At 45.7% G+C, this 17,699-nt stretch carries 14 protein-coding genes; 10 read left to right on the forward strand and 4 right to left on the reverse strand.

All coding sequences use genetic code 11. From position 1 onward, the window contains the following. Positions 1-75: 75 nt before the first annotated feature. The 3 genes from GWO68_RS10625 to GWO68_RS10635 all read left to right on the forward strand — a co-directional run bounded on the left by GWO68_RS10625 (position 76) and on the right by GWO68_RS10635 (position 2,745). Positions 76-903 carry an SDR family oxidoreductase gene (locus GWO68_RS10625; protein ID WP_162346427.1) on the forward strand — a complete coding sequence of 276 codons (828 nt, stop codon included), beginning with the start codon at positions 76-78 and terminating at the stop codon, positions 901-903. Between the two features lie 85 nt (positions 904-988). After that, positions 989-2,221 carry a BaiN/RdsA family NAD(P)/FAD-dependent oxidoreductase gene (locus tag GWO68_RS10630; protein WP_162346428.1) on the forward strand — a complete coding sequence of 411 codons (1,233 nt, stop codon included), beginning with the start codon at positions 989-991 and terminating at the stop codon, positions 2,219-2,221. 68 nt (positions 2,222-2,289) lie between these two features. Further along, on the forward strand, positions 2,290-2,745 hold the full coding sequence (locus GWO68_RS10635) for a ferritin-like domain-containing protein (protein ID WP_162346429.1): 456 nt from the start codon (positions 2,290-2,292) through the stop codon (positions 2,743-2,745). Positions 2,746-2,855: 110 nt separating this feature from the next. Here GWO68_RS10635 and GWO68_RS10640 read toward each other — a convergent pair whose 3' ends face one another. The 4 genes from GWO68_RS10640 to GWO68_RS10655 form a co-directional block, all read right to left on the reverse strand. Further along, positions 2,856-3,407 (reverse strand): DUF1697 domain-containing protein, encoded by a 552-nt coding sequence (locus tag GWO68_RS10640; protein ID WP_162346430.1) that lies wholly within the window; start codon positions 3,405-3,407, stop codon positions 2,856-2,858. A gap of 65 nt (positions 3,408-3,472) precedes the next feature. After that, positions 3,473-4,057, reverse strand: coding sequence for a DUF6252 family protein (locus GWO68_RS10645; RefSeq protein WP_162346431.1), 585 nt, complete (start codon positions 4,055-4,057; stop codon positions 3,473-3,475). A gap of 82 nt (positions 4,058-4,139) precedes the next feature. Then, positions 4,140-4,577: a DUF4279 domain-containing protein gene (locus tag GWO68_RS10650; RefSeq protein WP_162346432.1), complete on the reverse strand. Its 438-nt coding sequence runs from the start codon at positions 4,575-4,577 to the stop codon at positions 4,140-4,142. Positions 4,578-5,036: 459 nt separating this feature from the next. Continuing rightward, complete coding sequence (locus GWO68_RS10655; RefSeq protein ID WP_162346433.1) at positions 5,037-6,896, reverse strand: DEAD/DEAH box helicase; 1,860 nt, start codon at positions 6,894-6,896, stop codon at positions 5,037-5,039. A 628-nt stretch (positions 6,897-7,524) separates the two neighbouring features. On the opposite strand from GWO68_RS10655, the gene GWO68_RS10660 reads away from it, so the two are divergent. From GWO68_RS10660 to GWO68_RS10690, 7 genes are all read left to right on the forward strand, one after another. Continuing rightward, a complete protein-coding gene (locus GWO68_RS10660; protein ID WP_162346434.1) occupies positions 7,525-8,064 on the forward strand; it encodes a hypothetical protein in 540 nt (179 codons plus the stop codon). Positions 8,065-8,233: 169 nt separating this feature from the next. Beyond that, the gene (locus tag GWO68_RS10665; RefSeq protein WP_235942022.1) at positions 8,234-11,638 is read left to right on the forward strand and encodes a UvrD-helicase domain-containing protein; all 3,405 of its coding nucleotides are present in this window, start codon (positions 8,234-8,236) and stop codon (positions 11,636-11,638) included. Between the two features lie 236 nt (positions 11,639-11,874). Further along, positions 11,875-12,303, forward strand: a complete 429-nt coding sequence (locus GWO68_RS10670; protein ID WP_162346436.1) for a VOC family protein — start codon at positions 11,875-11,877, stop codon at positions 12,301-12,303. Positions 12,304-12,358: 55 nt separating this feature from the next. Beyond that, on the forward strand, positions 12,359-15,259 hold the full coding sequence (locus tag GWO68_RS10675) for a PD-(D/E)XK nuclease family protein (RefSeq protein ID WP_162346437.1): 2,901 nt from the start codon (positions 12,359-12,361) through the stop codon (positions 15,257-15,259). A 17-nt stretch (positions 15,260-15,276) separates the two neighbouring features. Next, positions 15,277-16,155 carry a helix-turn-helix domain-containing protein gene (locus GWO68_RS10680; RefSeq protein ID WP_162346438.1) on the forward strand — a complete coding sequence of 293 codons (879 nt, stop codon included), beginning with the start codon at positions 15,277-15,279 and terminating at the stop codon, positions 16,153-16,155. Between the two features lie 98 nt (positions 16,156-16,253). After that, entirely contained in the window at positions 16,254-16,646 is a 393-nt protein-coding gene (locus GWO68_RS10685) for a DUF983 domain-containing protein (protein WP_202923726.1), read from the forward strand. 240 nt (positions 16,647-16,886) lie between these two features. Continuing rightward, on the forward strand, positions 16,887-17,492 hold the full coding sequence (locus tag GWO68_RS10690; protein ID WP_162346439.1) for a hypothetical protein: 606 nt from the start codon (positions 16,887-16,889) through the stop codon (positions 17,490-17,492). Positions 17,493-17,699: the final 207 nt, after the last annotated feature.

Below are 17,699 nucleotides of genomic sequence, written 5' to 3' on the forward strand. Positions count from 1 at the left end.
ATTGCCCGGCAACTATAGCTTCCGGAAGCTGTAACAGGATGCTGGTACTTTTGTTATAAACTATAAAAACAACGCATGAGCCCGAAGGCTGACATTAGTATATTAGGTTGTGGTTGGTTAGGACTACCGCTGGCCGAAGCATTGGTTAAAGCAGGCAAAACCGTGAAAGGTTCTACCACCTCCCCTGCCAAGCTCGACCTGTTGGCCCAGAAAGGCATCATTCCTTCTCTTATCGATCTGCAACCGGGCCAAGTAGATGAAGCTGTACTTGCTGATTTTTTAGAAGCTGACTGCCTGGTGCTTAACATCCCGCCAAGGCTGCGCGCTGACAATGGGGCTGGTTACCTGCAGCAACTACAGCTACTACTGAAAGCCCTGCTCGATGCCCCGGTTAAAAAGGTACTGTTCGCATCATCTACCTCCGTTTACAACGACCTGAACCGCATGGTAACTGAAGAAGATACAGCCCTAACCAAACCAACTGACCCCGGCTATACCTTGCTGCAGGCCGAAAACCTATTCAGGGAGCGGGAAGAATGGCTGACAACTATAGTTCGGTTTGCCGGCTTGGTAGGCGAAGACCGCAGCCCGGGCCGGTTTATGGCTGGCAAAACAGGTGTAGCCAACGGCGATGCCCCGGTTAACCTCATCCACCGGGAAGACTGCATCGCTATACTTACCCGCATTATAGAACAGGAAAAATGGGGCCAGGTGTACAATGCCTGTGCCGATGAACATCCCATGCGGAAAGATTTTTACCCGGCCGCTGCGCTGGCCCTGGGCCTGGAACCGCCCACTTTCCAGGTAATGGATAAAACCAACTTTAAGCTTATCAGCAACCAGAAACTGAAAGAAGACCTGCCTTACCTGTTTCATCACCCAAACCCCATACAGTTCTTTTAGTATCTTTGTGTCTGATTTCTGGTTATTGCTTGCTGATTGTTAAAATCTGTCAACCTGAACTACAATCAACTACTAACAACTAACAATGAGATCTAGAATTGTAGTAATTGGCGGCGGGGCAGCTGGTTTTTTTGGTGCGATTACCTGTGCGGAAGCTAACCCTACTGCAGAAGTTATACTGTTAGAAAAGACAAGCAAATTGCTGGCTAAAGTATTGGTATCGGGTGGCGGCCGTTGTAATGTAACCCATAACTGTTTTTTGCCCGGGCCATTGGCACAGCATTACCCTCGTGGAGCCAAACACCTGAAAGAGGCTTTTAAAGCATTTGGTGCCCGAGAAACTGTGACGTGGTTTGAGCAGCGCGGCGTTAAGCTGAAGACTGAGGCCGATGGCCGCATGTTCCCGGTTACAGACTCGTCGCAAACGATAGCTGATTGCCTGTTACAGCAGGCCCGTAAAGCAGGTGTAACTATAAAAACCGGTGTTGGGGTAACAGCCATCACTACCGATACAACTACAGCTCAGTTCATACTTAGGTTAAGCAACGGTTCCGAAATTAAGGCTGATAAAGTGCTGGTATGCACAGGCGGTAACCCTAAAACGACAGGCTACGACTGGCTGCGCGAACTGGGCCACCCGATACAGGAGCCGGTGCCATCGTTGTTTACATTTAATGTGCCGGGCAACCCGCTGAAGGATTTGATGGGCATATCGGTGCCGCAGGCTAAAGTGCGCATTGCCGGCCAGAAACTGGAATACGAAGGTCCTTTACTGATTACGCACTGGGGCTATAGTGGTCCGGCGGTACTTAAATTATCGGCCTGGGGCGCCCGTATTTTTCATGACCAAAACTATAGTTTCACGGCTCTCATTAACTGGATACCAACCTATACCGAAGAAAGCCTGCGCGAACAATTGCAGCACTACAGGCAGGTGCATCCAAAAAAAGTAGTTAGCAGCAACCCGCTTTTTAACCTGCCGCAACGCCTCTGGAAAGCACTGGCAACTATAGCTGAAATTCCGGTAGATATAATCTGGGCTGAGCTGCCCGCTAAAAACACCAATAAGCTGGTTGAGGCTTTGCTGCGGATGGCTGTAGATGTGAAAGGCAAGACCACGTTTAAAGAAGAATTTGTAACCTGCGGCGGCATAGACCTGGCCCAAGTGAATATGAAAACCATGGAAAGCCGCTTACACCCTGGCTTATACTTTGCCGGCGAAGTGCTGGATATTGATGGCATTACCGGTGGCTTTAACTTCCAGTCTGCCTGGACGACCGGCTACCTGGCTGGTACAGCAATGGCTAGCCATCTATAGTTGTACTAAAGTAACCTTCCTTTCCCGATATGAGTAATATCGCATATAGTCACTAAATATTTAAAACTATGGAAATCAATAAGGAAGTATACGCAACGGTACACCACCTGATAGAAAGGTGTAAAGATGGCGCTAAAGGTTACAAAACTGCCGCCGAAGATGTGGAAGACAAAGACCTGAAGGAACTGTTTCTGAAATATGCCGTGCAACGCGACAGCATGATCACAGAGCTACAGGCCGAGTTACACAAGATGGGCAAAACCGATGACGAGTCGAGCTCACTGGAAGGAACCGTGCACCGCATCTGGATCGACATTAAATCGGCCATCAGCTCGAAAGACAGAAAGCGTATACTGGAAGAATGTGAGCGGGGCGAAGATTATGCCGTTAAAGCGTTTGAAGAAGCCCGCCAGGCCAACCTGCCAGGTAACCTGAAGCAGATTGTGGAGCAACAGTATGCAGACGTAAAACACGCTCACGACCATATCCGGGCGCTACGCGATAAAGCAAGAGGCGAAGTATAGATCTTTATACTTTAAAATATCAAAAGGAGCTCAGGCTCCTTTTTTTGTGGGTAACGCTTAATGATATTATTGGTAAAAATTTATGTAATCAAAAGATTTACTTTGGGCCATTAAACTGTAATGCTGTTCGCTATCCGAAGTAACTCATTAGTTGTTTTCCAGTTGCGGGTTGTAGCCGATACTTTTAGCTTCTTTTCAAAAAAACTATTGGTCAGTTTCGAATTACTATAGCTATCGGGGCAATATAAATACATGGCCTCCCCAATAAGTTCGAGTTTGTCATTTTTATAATCACCAACTTTTATTTCTTCAAAAGCTGAGTCTTCAGGCTTACCGGACAAAAACGTTACATGAAAGTATTCAGCCTGGTTAGAACTGTCTTTCAGAAAAGGATTTGCATTTACAATTTTGGTTAGCTCATCAAGGGTGAAAGTGATAACCGGTACGTCAAATCCAAACGATTGTTCAATTGCAGTTTTCAGGGTATGACTTAGTTCGTTTGTACTTCCTTCTTTATGCTGATAAACGATATTACCGCTTTGGATGTAGGTTTGTACATTCTGGAAGCCAAGACTGGAACAAAGCTCTTTTAAAGCATTCATCTTGATCATGCGATGGCCGCTCACATTGATGCCTCGCAAGATTGAAATGTATCTCGGCATGCTGAGTTTATAGTTGGATTGTTAATGTTTAGTGTAAAGCTTGAGCCTATTAGCGAAGTGTGATTTCAGTAAACACTATACTTTATATCGAAGCGACCTGCTGTAACTTTTACCTTTCTATTATTGCTAGCCGCAGCTTCGAATTCGAATGTTCCAGAAATTATTTGCTGTACCTTATCAAACTTAGTAATAACTAACTTACCTGAGGTAGCTTCGTAAGTTGTGTTATCATCGCTATTAAAATAGAAGACGTGGTCACATTTATAGTATTCTTCACATTTCTGACTTATTAACTGGTAAGTTCCTTCACCAGTCACCCCAACCATTTGTATACCTAAATCTCCTGCTATGGGTAAATCATAGCGAGCATCTATACCTTGTATGACTAAATACGCTTCCTTTTGGGTTTCCTTACCTGATGGATAATAGGTCGCCCTCACAGGTGAAACATGCCCGAAAATTGTCTCGCTTGCAATGTATGGCTCCTTATTAATCACACAACCAAAGGTGTTTTTACCCACCTGTGTAGCTGGAGGAAGCTTATCTTTCGGATTGACAAGTAACTTCTTACATGAAAAGGAAAGAAATATAAGCAGGAGAAAAAGTGTAAAGTCAATGTTTTCATATAGTAGTGGTTCAAGTTTTTGCATCTATTGCTTATACCCAACGTGCTGGTATAGCAGATTGCAAGGCATCGCCGCAGCAGTACTGCTATACTTTGTTGTATGGTTGTTATTCTTCTGTTTCTGCTGAATCGTATCTATAAATATCTACATCAGTAACAGTCTGCGTCTGATAAAGAAATTCTATAGTTTTCAAGTTATGTCCTAAAGCTGGCGTTGACACTTCTGGATTGACATCAATGTACATCACAATTTCAAGTACAGAAGATAACTGGTACTTGTCTTTGAGCTTGTTGATAATCTCAACTTTGTCTCTCAGTTTCTCTACCACTTCATCTACAAGGTTGTCTATGAATATGGCTTCTTTTCCTTTTTCAGTTGACCACTTCCAACAAGCGTATTTCTGATTAGCAATATACTGCCCCTTATCTCCCTTTTTCCATGAGTCTGTTGGTTCTATTCCAAGTTCTTTGGTGACTTCATTCGGTTCAAAGTCATCACCATGAAGAGCAAAATATACATAGGATTTTGAGAGAGTTTTATTCATAATTTTAATACCATACAACTATAGTATAGCAGGAGTACCTACTCCCACTATCTGCATTATGAATGGAGTATAGAGTATAGTTTATACTTTAAAACTATATCACACAAGATATAATATTTAGCTAATATAACAATTATCCTAAAGAAGTATAGATGGGGATGTAAAAGTATAAACAGCCATAAAAACAAAAAGGGAAACATCCGTCTGATGTTTCCCTTTTCATATCTAACTGCAGAAGCAGTCAGTTAATCTTCCAACCTTTTTATGATACTCCTTTTACGGGGCGCTTTGCAGCAAGGTTATACTTTGCAGAAAATAATCTGAAAAATATTTCAAAAACCCTATAAAACAAATAAGCCGACGTTTCAAGTCGGCTTATTCTAACAGTTAATGAAGTTTTTAGGCTTCTAAAGCTGTATGATTATATATACGCCTGCTAGAGGCGAAAGTTACGATTGATTAAAATCTTTTTCTGCGGAAGCCACGGCTTTCACCTCCACGGTCTCTGTCGCGGTCGCCACCGAAACGGCTACCTCCACGATCTCCGCCTCTGTCACGGTCGCCACCGCCAAAGCGGCTGCCACCTCTGTCGCCACCACGGTCGCGGTCTCCGCCACCACGTGGGCCACCAAATCGGCTACCACCACGGTCGCCACGATCACGGTCTCTGTCGCCACCACCAAAACGGCCTCTGCCACCACGGTCTTCGCGGTCACCGCCTTCTTTGCCAGCGCCTTTTTTGTCAGATTTCTCAACAACTACCATGCGGCCATCCACCTCTATACGACCTACTTTCTCTAGTATATTAGCCGTGTATTCGGTTGGTACTTCCACAAAACTGAACTTGTCGTACAGGTCGATGTCGCCTACTTTAGATGCCGGGATATCAGCATTTGCTGAAAGTAAATCGATGAGGTCTTTCGGATGAACGCGGTCTTTTTTACCGATCGTGATGAACAGTCTGTCAAAACCTTCTTTAGAGAAACCAAGGCCCTTTTCAGCTTCTTTACCAGCCTCTTTCACCTTAGCTTCTTTCAGGCTCATTTTTAATAAAGCCGCAGCTACCTCAAGCGAAGTATAATCTTCGTTAACCAGTTTCTCTATCGTTGTGATGTGCTTGGTCAGGTTGCCCTTTTCCAGTACTTCACGCACTTTATCCAGGAACATGCTGGTGCGCAGCTCGTTTACGTCTTCGTAAGTAGGTACCTGCTGTAGCTGAATATTGGCTTTTGTATAGCGCATGATATCCTTCAGCTTGTACATATCCGAACGACCAGATACAAAAGAAAAAGCTCTGCCTGATTTACCTGCACGGCCTGTACGGCCAATACGGTGCACATAAGCTTCTTCGTCCTGCGGCAGGTCGTAGTTAAATACGGCTTCCACGTTCTCCACATCCAGGCCACGGGCTGCAACATCAGTAGCTACCAGTATCTCAAGTTGTGCATTACGGAACTTGCCCATCACATTAGAGCGCTGGTTCTGGTTAAGGTCACCATGTAGGGCATCAGCTAAATAACCGCGGCTTTGCAGGCTTGTTACCAGTTCATCCACCATACGCTTGGTATTGCAGAAGATCACCACCGACTTCATGTTAAACATATCCAGCACACGCGAAAGCACTTCCTGCTTCATGCTGTTACGCACCTCAAAGTATACCTGGTCTATGTTAGTAACGGTAAGCTCTTTATGCACCACTTTCACTAATACCGGATCTTTCTGGTAAAGCTTGGTAAGGTCCATAATCGGCTTAGACATAGTAGCTGAGAACAGGATGGTCTGACGCTCTTCCGGCATTTTGCTAAGCACAAACTCGATGTCGTCACGGAAACCCATGTCCAGCATCTCGTCCGCTTCGTCCAGGATAATTTTCTTGATCTTGTCCAGCTTAAGCGTACCGCGCTCAATGTGGTCCATTACACGGCCTGGCGTACCTATAACGATCTGAACACCTTGCTTAAGGGCGCGCAACTGGCGGTCGTAAGACTGGCCACCATAGATTGGCACGATGCTGATGTTTGGCTTATACTTGATAAGTTTCTGAATCTCGCCGGCAACCTGTATGGCCAGTTCGCGGGTTGGGCAAAGTATAAGTGCCTGTACGCTTTTATCGCGTTCGTCTATACTTTCTATAGTTGGTATACCAAAGGCAGCGGTTTTACCGGTACCAGTCTGTGCCTGGCCAATAATGTCGCGACCTTCTAAAACTACCGGAATTGCTTCTGTCTGGATTGGGGAGGCCTCTTCGAAGCCCATGTCTGCGATCGCTCGCTGAACTTCCGGGGAAAGTGGAAGCTCATCAAATCTGATTTTGTTCATCTAATTTTTTATTACTGTATATAACTCTCTGGAGCAGCCTGTTTTTAATTATCCCTATGATACGTATCCTAAAACAAAACAATAAAGGTTATCCAATTGTGGCGTTGCCAGTTATACCAGTAAATCAGACTTATTCCAAATCGGGTGCAAAGGTACGGCTAATTTCCGGGATTTGCTAATGCTTTTAAAACACCGGCTATACGGCATTTAAATACCATCTGCTTTATATATTAAAAATTATATATTAAAAGTTGAAACATTAGCTACTATAGCAAAGTCTTACATGTAATTATTTTACTATATTTTATTACTTTTAAAACCATATAGGTATAACCTTTTTATTTATATCCCGTTATTTAGGCTATTCACCCAAAATTCAGTGTGATTCACCATCAATAGCAACATTCAGTGAAAATATTTACACCACTGTCCGTAGTATACAAAACTTACGACACAAACCTGACTTTTATGCCAACATAATATTACCCTTAACCCGGGACCACCTATACCGCCAAACCTACAAGCCTTATTGAACAGAAGCTAATGCGTTTAGTGCTGCAACACTACAACTGCAGTAATCACAGCAAAATCAATTAAACAAAACCTTAAACCCCTTAGTCCTCTACTTATGTTACATTTTACAAAAATTTCAACTCAAGGCAAAGACTTTAATCTAATTGCTTCTGGTGCACTGGCTTTTAAAATCCACAACAAAATTCTGAAGGATGATGCCTTTACACACACTTCTTCTGTGAGCCGTAACATGCTGGTAGGTAGTGTACCTGCCCGCAAAGCTAGTTCTGACCGCAAAAGCGTTTTCTTTGTAATTATTTCTGACCTGGATAAGGTAAACACCGAGTCGTTGTGCCAGATGTTAAAAGCTGAACGCGCAAAAGGCAGTTATGCCGTTTGCCAGGTTATCCCGATGTACTATAACGAACCCTCTTTTAAAGCATTGAAAATGCTGCGTCAGAACTTTGATGAGGTACTGGAGCTAAGCAAATTTAACCTGGGAAGCAGCAAAGTATTAGTAGGCATGGAGCAGCAACATTGCATCATGTCAGATTATGTACTTTCGATGGCCCGCATCATGTTCCATGTATGTGCTAACACTGCCATACCTGCAAAAACAGCCGAGGAACGTGTAGAAGAACCTGTATTCGCTTAAAACTACCTATACTATAGATTAAGAAGGCTGCCTCCCCTACAGGCAGCCTTTCTATTTTATATCTTTTGTGTTCAGTAACATAGCCATTTACTTTAGTTACAAGCTTGCAAATGCTGGCAAAGCGACCGCCAAAAGTGTATCTTTAACCCTGGCTATACTTCAGACTTCCATGGCATCTGTCTTTAAAATATACTCCTCTTCTGCGGGCTCGGGCAAAACCTATGCGCTAACCAAAGAATACCTGAAACTGGCGCTCCACTCCCCTAACCCGGACTACTATAGATCGATACTGGCCATCACGTTTACCAATGATGCCGCTGCCGAAATGAAGGAGCGTATACTGGGCGCTTTGCGTGGCTTTAATGATGTTATCTTAGCTGAAAAAGCAAAGCAGAAAAGCGAGAACCTGCTGGAAGAAATAACCAAAGAACTACAAGTTGATTACCCAGACCCATCGCTGGATAAAGAAGAAGTAAGAAGAAGAGCTGGTTTGGTTTTCAGGCAGGTGCTTTACAACTATGCTGATTTTAGTGTAAGTACTATTGACAGCTTTGTAAATAAAATAGTGCAGGCCTTTGCGCGAGAGCTGAACATACCGCACAACTTTGAAGTAGACCTGGACTCGAACACACTACTAAACACGGCTGTATCGCTGCTGCTGGACAAGGTAAAGAATGAGAAAGGCGATTTGCTTACCGAAACGCTGGAGCAGTTTATACTGGAAAAAGCCAGCGAAGGCCGAAGCTGGAGCAAACTAACCGAAGAACTGGCCGACTTTGCCCGCAACCTGCTGAACGAACAGGTATACGAAGCCATTACCGACCTGCAGCAACTGACCTTGGAAGATTTCAGGGATGTGCAGCGCGAGCTCCGCGAAACCAGGAAACAGATCGAGGAAGCTATAGTTGAACCTGCCAGCCAGGCAGTGACTTTAATTGAACAAGCTAACCTGGATGCGGCAGACCTCTCCTACGGCAAGAACGGCATTTACGGTTACTTCTACCGCTGGCTCAAAACTATAGATCTGAACTATAGCAACAGCAACGCCCGCAAAACGGTAGAGAACGACAGCTGGTACAGCGCATCAGCTAAAAAGAACAGCTTTACAGTTAACCAGATCGACAGTATTAAAGGACAGCTTTCGGAATATTACCTGGAACTGGAAGAGCGGAAAGAAAAATATGCCGGCATTTATACTTTGCTAAATGCCATAGTTCCGCACCTGTACAAACTATCTGTGCTGAACGAGCTGGAGAAATGCCTGCAGGAAATTAAGCGCGACAAGAACACGGTACACATTTCGGAGTTTAACAAGCGCATTGTAGATATTGTACTGAAAGAGCCGGTACCGTTTATTTATGAGCGACTGGGCGAAAAGTATAACCACATCCTGATCGATGAATTTCAGGATACGTCGGTGCTGCAATGGAACAACCTGTTGCCGTTAGTGGAGAATGCGCTGGCATCAGGACATTTTAGCATGGTGGTAGGCGATGCGAAGCAGGCGATCTATAGATGGCGCGGCGGCGAGATGGAACAGATCCTGCACCTGTATAAAATGGATACGGCCAAACTATACGAGAAGCGCAGGCATAGCCAGCTCATAAAAGAGCGCTACGAAACGCTGAACAATGAAGTGCTGCAGCCGGCCAACCTGAAAAAGAACTATAGAAGCCGCGCCGAGATCATCAACTTTAACAACGACATTTTTACGTTTGCCAGCAAAGTGCACAGCGGCTTCGGTATGTTCACGTCTATTTACGACGAAGATTTTACGCAGGAAATTCCGGACCCGAACAATACCGGCGGCCATATACAGGTGCTATTTACTTACGAAGGCGACAGCAACACAAAGTATAACCTGGACACCTGCAGCCGCACCAACGAACTATACCCGAAGTACACGCACGAGCAGGAAATAAGCTACGATGAAAGTATGCTAAACCTGGTGCAGCACCTGGTAGAAAATGCCCTGAACGAAGGTTACCAACTCCGCGACATGGCTATCCTTTGCCGCACCAACCAGAACAGCAAGCGGATCGCCAATTTCCTGAAAGAACTCCGTTACGACATCATCTCCCAGGATTCGCTCTCGCTTCAGTTTGCCGAAGTAGTGAACCTGGTAATTGCGCTGTTCCGGGTATTTAACCGGCCGAATGATGCGCTGGCTAAATCGGAAGCCTTGTACCTGATACATTTGGTAGCATTGGAGAAGGTACCGGACGTGAAAGTAACGCAGCAGATTGCTGAGATTGCAAATAATGCCGATGCAGCCGTTTTCTATAGCTACATTCGCGAACTTGGTTTTGCCCTGGACGAAAAGAACACCGGTAACTTGTCCATTTATGAGCTGACCGAGCGCCTGATCCGCATCTTTAATTTGCTGGGCCATAATAACGAATGTGAATATATTTTCCGTTTCCTGGACCTTGTTCTGGAGTATAGTTTAAAGTATAGCAACAACCTCAACAACTTTCTGGCTTACTGGGATGTGCAGAAGGAAAAGCTGAGCATCAACACGCCCAAAAACCGGAATGCCATTACCATCACCAGCATCCACAAATCCAAAGGGCTTGCCTATCCGGTTGTCATTATTCCGTATGCCGACTGGAGCACGGAGCCTAAACGTGGGTCATTGCTTTGGAGTCAGTTGCCCGAAGAAGTTACTTATACCGGGAAGCTCCGAAGTGTGGCTGTAAACGTGGGTTCTAAATTAGAAAGCACCGTACTGGGCGAGCAATACAAAACAGAGATAGAGAAGACCTTTATCGAAAATCTGAACATGCTTTACGTGGCCCTTACCCGCCCTATCGACAGGCTATACCTGATCGGTAACGCAAAAGACCTGTTAGTGGAAGAAAAGATGCCGAAGCTGGATAGCCAAGTTAAGAATGTGAGCCCTTTGCTGTATCAGTATCTAAAGGAAAAAGAACTATGGGAACCGGGCAAATTCTGTTACCAACTGGCAAAAGGCAAAGCGGCCACAGCTACAAACTATAGTTCAGAAGAAGACACGTTTGAGCTGAAGCACCTGGTAACAACCGACTGGGAACAACGCCTGAAGATTAAGCAGCACGCCAACAACGTATTCGATTTTGCCACGCAGCAACGACAGCGCCAGGTAAACCGCAAACTACATTATGCTCTGTCGCGCATTACGTTTGCACCGGAAGTAAATCAGGTGCTGCGCCAGATGGGCTACGAAGGCATCATCAGCGAGCGCGACAAACCGGAATTACACCGCCTGTTAACCGAAGTTGTGCAGCACCCGAAAATAGCTCCCTACTTCTCTGACAGAGTAGCGATTGAGCAGGAAAAAGAAGTACTGGATGCCCGTGCGTACCTTTACAAACCAGACCGCATTGTGTTTGATGGCGAAGCGGTAACTATAATCGAGTTCAAAACTCCGCCACCCGAGCCCGAACATCGCAACCGCCTGGACCACTATGCCGTGCGTTTCCGGCAGTTAGGTTACAAAAATGTAAGGTGCGTGCTTTATTATTTCGAGACACAAGAAGTACAGGAATGGCAATACGGCGATAAACCCGCCGCGCAATTGGGACTGGCATTTTGACATCTCAATTCCCCTGGCGCGAGCGTCTTCGCTCGTGTCGAACTATAGTTGGGCCTCTGGCCCAGTCGGATTTCAAATCCGACACCATTAGTAAGGCACGGATCACAGATCCGCGCCAGCAAAAACTAAATAGCAAATAGAATAAAGTACAACTATAAAACATAACTCCAGTTCCCCTTCCTGTTTTGGGGGTAGGGGTCCTCTATAAAAGGAAGGGGTTAGGGGAAGGTAAAACCATGGAACAACGCATAACACTCATAACTTTAGGCGTAAAAAACCTACAGCGCTCACGGGATTTCTATATCAATACTTTTGGCTGGAAACCGCTGGAAACCAGCAACGAGAGCATCGTATTTTTTCAGCTAAACGGCATACAACTGGCACTTTTTCCCCAGGAATCATTAGCTGATGATGCTGGTGTTCCAGCAGATGGAAATGGCTTCAGGGGATTTTCGCTGGCGCATAATGTTCGCTCTGAGAAAGAAGTATATGAACTGGTTGCATCGCTGGAAGCTAAAGGGGTAACAGTTCTCAAGCAACCTGAAAAAGTTTTCTGGGGCGGGTATAGCAGCTACATCGCTGACCCGGATGATAACTTATGGGAAATTGCTTATAACCCTTTTATGCCACTTGATGCCAGCGGTAATACCGAAAGTATACACTAAGCGATAACTATTCTCAATCACTCATTCAATTATTCCGTCATTCAAAATTAAGCCCGTGCAGACCTTCCTGGAGCTAACCGCGAAATACATTTACGAGAAGTATAAAGAGAACATCAGCGAGTTGTGCATTGTGTTGCCATCGCGCAGGGCGAGCTTTTTCTTTAAAAATGCGCTGGCACAGGCTGCTACCGAGCCTATCTGGTCACCGGAAGTATCTTCTATGGAAGACTTTATTTGCAAAATGGCGAAGGTGGATGTGGTGGAGCCGATTAACCTGCAGCTCGAACTATACGACCTGATGCGCGAGCAGGACCCGAAGCTCGATTTCGACCAGTTTGTTACCTGGGCAGGCACTCTACTGGACGATTTCAGCCGGATAGACCAGAACTTAGTAGAAACTAGAAAACTGTTCGACTACCTGAGCGAAGCAAAGGCGCTGGAGCGCTGGGAACCCCGCAACCTGGGCTGGACCATGTCGCCGGCCATGCGCAAATACTTTAGCTTGTGGGAGAATATCGAGAAGACTTACCATAACCTGCAGAAGCACCTGAATAAAAACAAGCAGGCTTATACGGGCATGGCTTTCCGGAAAGTAGCGAACGAGATAGATGCTATAGTTCAGGAATCCACCTGCCACCAGTTCATTTTTATCGGCCTGAATGCTCTGACCAAATCCGAAGAAAAGATCATTAAAGCACTGCTGCGTCACAACAAGGCGGAAGTACTGTTCGACAGTGATGATTTCTACATGGAAGAGAACACCGCTAACAGGGCGGGCAGCTTTCTGCGCAAGTATAAAAACGGCTGGAAACTACCGGAGTGGCGCTGGCAACAGAACATGCTGCTGACCGATGAGAAAAAGATAAATGTAATTGGTGTGGCCAACGCCAGCATGCAAGGCAAACTGGCCGGGCAGCTGCTGCAGGAAATACGTGAACAAGACAAGCACGCACAGGTAGCTATCGTTTTACCCGACGAAACGTTGCTGTTGCCCGTGCTGCATTCTATTCCGGATGATGTGCCAAACTATAACGTAACCATGGGCCTGAGCTTTAAGGGCACTCCCCTGTTCAACCTGGTGGATCTGCTGTTCGATGTGCACCTGACCGGGGTAACGCAACTACAGGACACGGGCTACAAAGTATACCAGTACCACCATTTATCGGTTAGCAAGCTGCTCACGCACCCGTTCATCCGCCGCTACGAACTCTACCTGAACGAGCAAGCTGACCAGGCTGAATTTCATGGGCTGATACAGCAGGTACTGGACACTATAGTTTCGGAGAACAAAGTGCTGATAACGGCGCAGGAACTGTTGGAGTTGGGCAAGCACCACCCGCTTTTCGAAACGCTGTTCCGCACCTGGCGCGACTGCGATGATATTATAATGGCCATGTACGACCTGATCGAGTTGCTCCGCCAGGTATACACACACGGCCATAACACCATCGAGACCGAATATCTCTACACCTTCTATACTATAGTTAAGCGACTGGATACGATCTTCGATTGCCGCGAGCAGAAGATATCGGTGCGCAGTTTCCGGAAGTTCTTGTACGAACTGATAACGCAGCAACGCCTGCCATTCAGTGGCGAGCCGATCTCGGATGTGCAGATCATGGGTATGCTCGAAACGCGTGCGTTGGACTTTGAAAACCTGATCATTTTATCGGTAAACGAGAACACCCTGCCGGCTCCTAAAAAGCATAACTCGCTGATGCCATATGATGTGCTGAAGGAATTTGGCCTGCCGACGTATGCTGAAACCGAAGGCGCAATGGCTTACAACTTTTACCGCCTGTTGCAGCGTGCCAAACGGGTAAACCTGCTCTACGTGCTGCCATCTGATACCTACGGTTCCGGGGAAAAAAGTCGGTTTATACTGCAACTGCAAAACGACTTGGCGCTGCGCAACAGCAACATCACGTTCCGCGACTTAACAGCCATAGTAGAGCAAAAAGATACCAAGGCCTATGATGAAGACATCGTTATAGAAAAAGACACAGCTACACTGGAGCAGATAAAACGTGATTTGCAGCGTGGCCTCTACCCTTCCAGCCTCAACACCTACATTAACTGTTCGCTTAAATATTACTTCAGCAGGATAGCTAAAATGCAGGAAGTGGATGAAGTGGAAGAACAGGTAGACTCGGCACAGTTTGGTACCGTAGTGCACCAGGTGCTGGAAGATTTCTTTAAACCGTATGAGCAAAGCGGGCAGCCTATAGTTGCCGAGAGCATAGACCAGATGCTGTTGGAACTGCCAAAGCAGGTAAAAATGGCTTTCGACCATACCACGCGCGGTGCTACTACCGAGCGCGGCATGAATTACCTGTTGCTGAAAGTGGCTATTGAAGTGTTGCAGAAATACCTGAATACACTCAAAAACTCCAGCGAACTGCCGCTTTACATCCTGCGCCTGGAAGACTCGCTGACAGCCAAACTACCGGTGCAACTAAACGATGAACTGCTGGAAGTAACCATTGCCGGTAAAGCCGACCGCATCGACATGACCGGCCACGAAGTGCGCGTGATAGACTACAAAACAGGGAAGGTAGAAGCAAACAAGCTACGTGTAAAAACCGACGATCTGCGAGCTCCATCATCCAAAACAAAAGACTTTGATAAGCCGCGCCAACTGTGGCTATACCAATACATTCTGCAGCGCCAGCTCCGCGAAGCGCCCCAAACTATAGTTGGCAACCACCCACTCGATCCGGCAACTATAGCAGCAAAGTCGGGCATTATATCATTTAGGAATATTGATGAAAACGTACTGTCGTCGGAGTTTAATTTTGTGGGCGAAGATGGGCAGCCAAAGGATTTTATAGTTGCTTCGGAAGAATTGCTGAGATCTATAGTTCAGGACATGCTGAACCCGGCAGAGCCTATCCGGAAAACGAAAGATCTGGAAGTGTGTCAGTGGTGCCCGTATAAAGGCATCTGTGCACGTTAACCTTGTAAGCGAAGCATATGCCCGACAAACAATTGCCTATTTATGAGATACAGGATTTTGGCGCTGCCCGGAAGCCGGATAAGTATATTTACCTGAGCGACCTGAGATCACATCTGCAGAATCATCTTTTTATACAGAAACCGCATAAGCACAATGCGTACATCCTGGTGTTTTTTACAAAAGGCTCGGGCACACATACCATCGATTTCCAGGAATACCTGGTGGCGCCGGGCTCCGTTTTTTTTCTTACACCAGGGCAGGTGCATAGCTGGAAATTATCAGAACAAACCAATGGCTACATTCTGTTCTTTTCCGCAGAGTTTTACCTGCTCGGGTTCCCGCTTCAGAAGTTGCAGCGCTTTCCGTTTTTCGAGCATGCACTGCGCGTGCCTTACCTGCAGGTTAAAGCTACTGACATGACAACTATACTTCTGAGCATAAACGTGATGCAACAGGAACATCAGGCCCAGCAATTTTTAAAAGACGATCTGCTACGCGATTACCTTGATATTATTCTCATACAGCTTGCCCGTTTATATCATAGCACTCACAAACTTCCCCACGAATCAACGGCTTCACTGCCTCTTCTAACAAAGCTCAACAGCCTGATCGACCAGCATTACAAAGAGCACCAGCCGGTACTGTTTTACGCCGACAAACTGCATGTTACAGCAAAACAACTGAACGAAACCTGCAAGCGCGCTTACGATAAAACAACTACCGAACTCATTCAGAACAGGGTTATCCTGGAAGCGAAAAGGTTGCTGGTACACTCTAACTTAACAATAAACCAACTTGCTGCTGGGCTAGGATATTTTGATAATGCGTACTTTTTCAGGTTCTTTAAAAAACATACCGGCCAAACGCCGGAGCAGTTCAGGCAAACCCATAGTTAATCTTTTCTTTAAAGTATAATTTGTACAGTATAACGTCATTTCAGTACAGTTAAAACTTATAGCAGACAGGTAACTTTGCATAAGTAAATGACATAGTTATGGCCTGGAAAGACTCTTCATTCTATAGTATAGTAAACACCAAATGCCCGCGTTGCCACACAGGCGACATGTTTCCGGAAGGCACGCTGTATAATTTCCGTAAGTTTTCCCAAATGAACGAGAAGTGCAGCTGCTGCGGCCAGCATTTCGAGCCCGAGCCTGGCTATTATTATGGCGCCATGTTTGTGAGCTATGCGTTTAGTACGGCCATTTTTATTGGTGTCTGGATAGCCCTGAGCTTTATAGTTAAAGAAGTAACCTTATCCATGATGATCGTGGCGCTGGTCGTTTCTGTAGTTGCCTTGTTGCCTATCAACTTCAGGTTGTCCCGCAGCATCTGGATTCATCTGTTTATTCGCTACAAAGGGCCCTGCAAAGCACATATAGCCTAAAGATTTTAGTTAAAGACGAACACGGGGCTTGCATACTGATCAGAGGTGCGGCCCCGTTGTTTTTTATACCATTTTCTTCTTTTCAATTTCAAGTACAAGGCCAATACCCCACCTTTATCCGGGTTCTCACACCAAATTCTCACTATCTTCCTACAGACAATGTTTAAACAATAACTACCTGTAAACGTTAAACTTATAGTTAACCTGCTCTGCATTTTTGTACCATTAAAACTATAAGCTATGAAATCAGTTTTTACACTTCTGTTATTTTTTACAACACTTTCCTTTAGCGCGCTGGCCCAAGATGACCAGTTAACAAGACCACAAACTACAGCAGCTGTTGCCGGCGAGGCCGTAGCTAAAGGCAATTGGCTGGTAGGTGCCAGCATAGCCAACATCGGCCACAACTTTAAATCCGAAACTTTTACCTTCGACATCAACCCGCGGGCAGGCTATTTTATATCCGATAATGCAGCCATCGGGGCACAAGTGCAGTTAGGATTTATAGCGTATGATGGCGGCGAAGATTTCCGTTACGGCCTAACTCCTTTTATTCGTTACTATTTTCCGGAGGGCGCAGCCCCTACGCACCGCTGGTTTGGCGAAGCTATAGTTGGTTTTGCAGGTAGCTCTATGGAAGACAGCGAAGGCGATGCCATTTTTGATGCAGTATATGGCGTTAGTGCCGGTTATGCGCATTTTGTGGCCTCAAACGTTGCTCTGGAAGGCATGCTGAACCTGATACGCAGCAATGCGAACATCGATGTCAGCAATGATTCTTCCACTGGTTTGTCGATAAGTTTAGGCTTACAAATCTACCTGCCAGGCAGTGGCCGCACTTTCTGATCTTCGCTACATCATTAATAACTATAGTTTCTTCTTGGAGAGATTACCTAACACTTAAGCGAACAGTTGCTCATTTCCTGGCTTTTCTGTAAGTTATGGTAATTTAAAGGCGCTTCTATAGTTGAGGCAGTTAGCAGGGTTTGGTGCGCCAGGTTTTAAGGTACAGGTATTGTCCGGGCCTGAACTTCCGGGTATCCTTTTTAGCTC

This window comes from Pontibacter fetidus, assembly GCF_010119545.1.
Classification (GTDB): Bacteria; Bacteroidota; Bacteroidia; order Cytophagales; family Hymenobacteraceae; genus Pontibacter; species Pontibacter fetidus.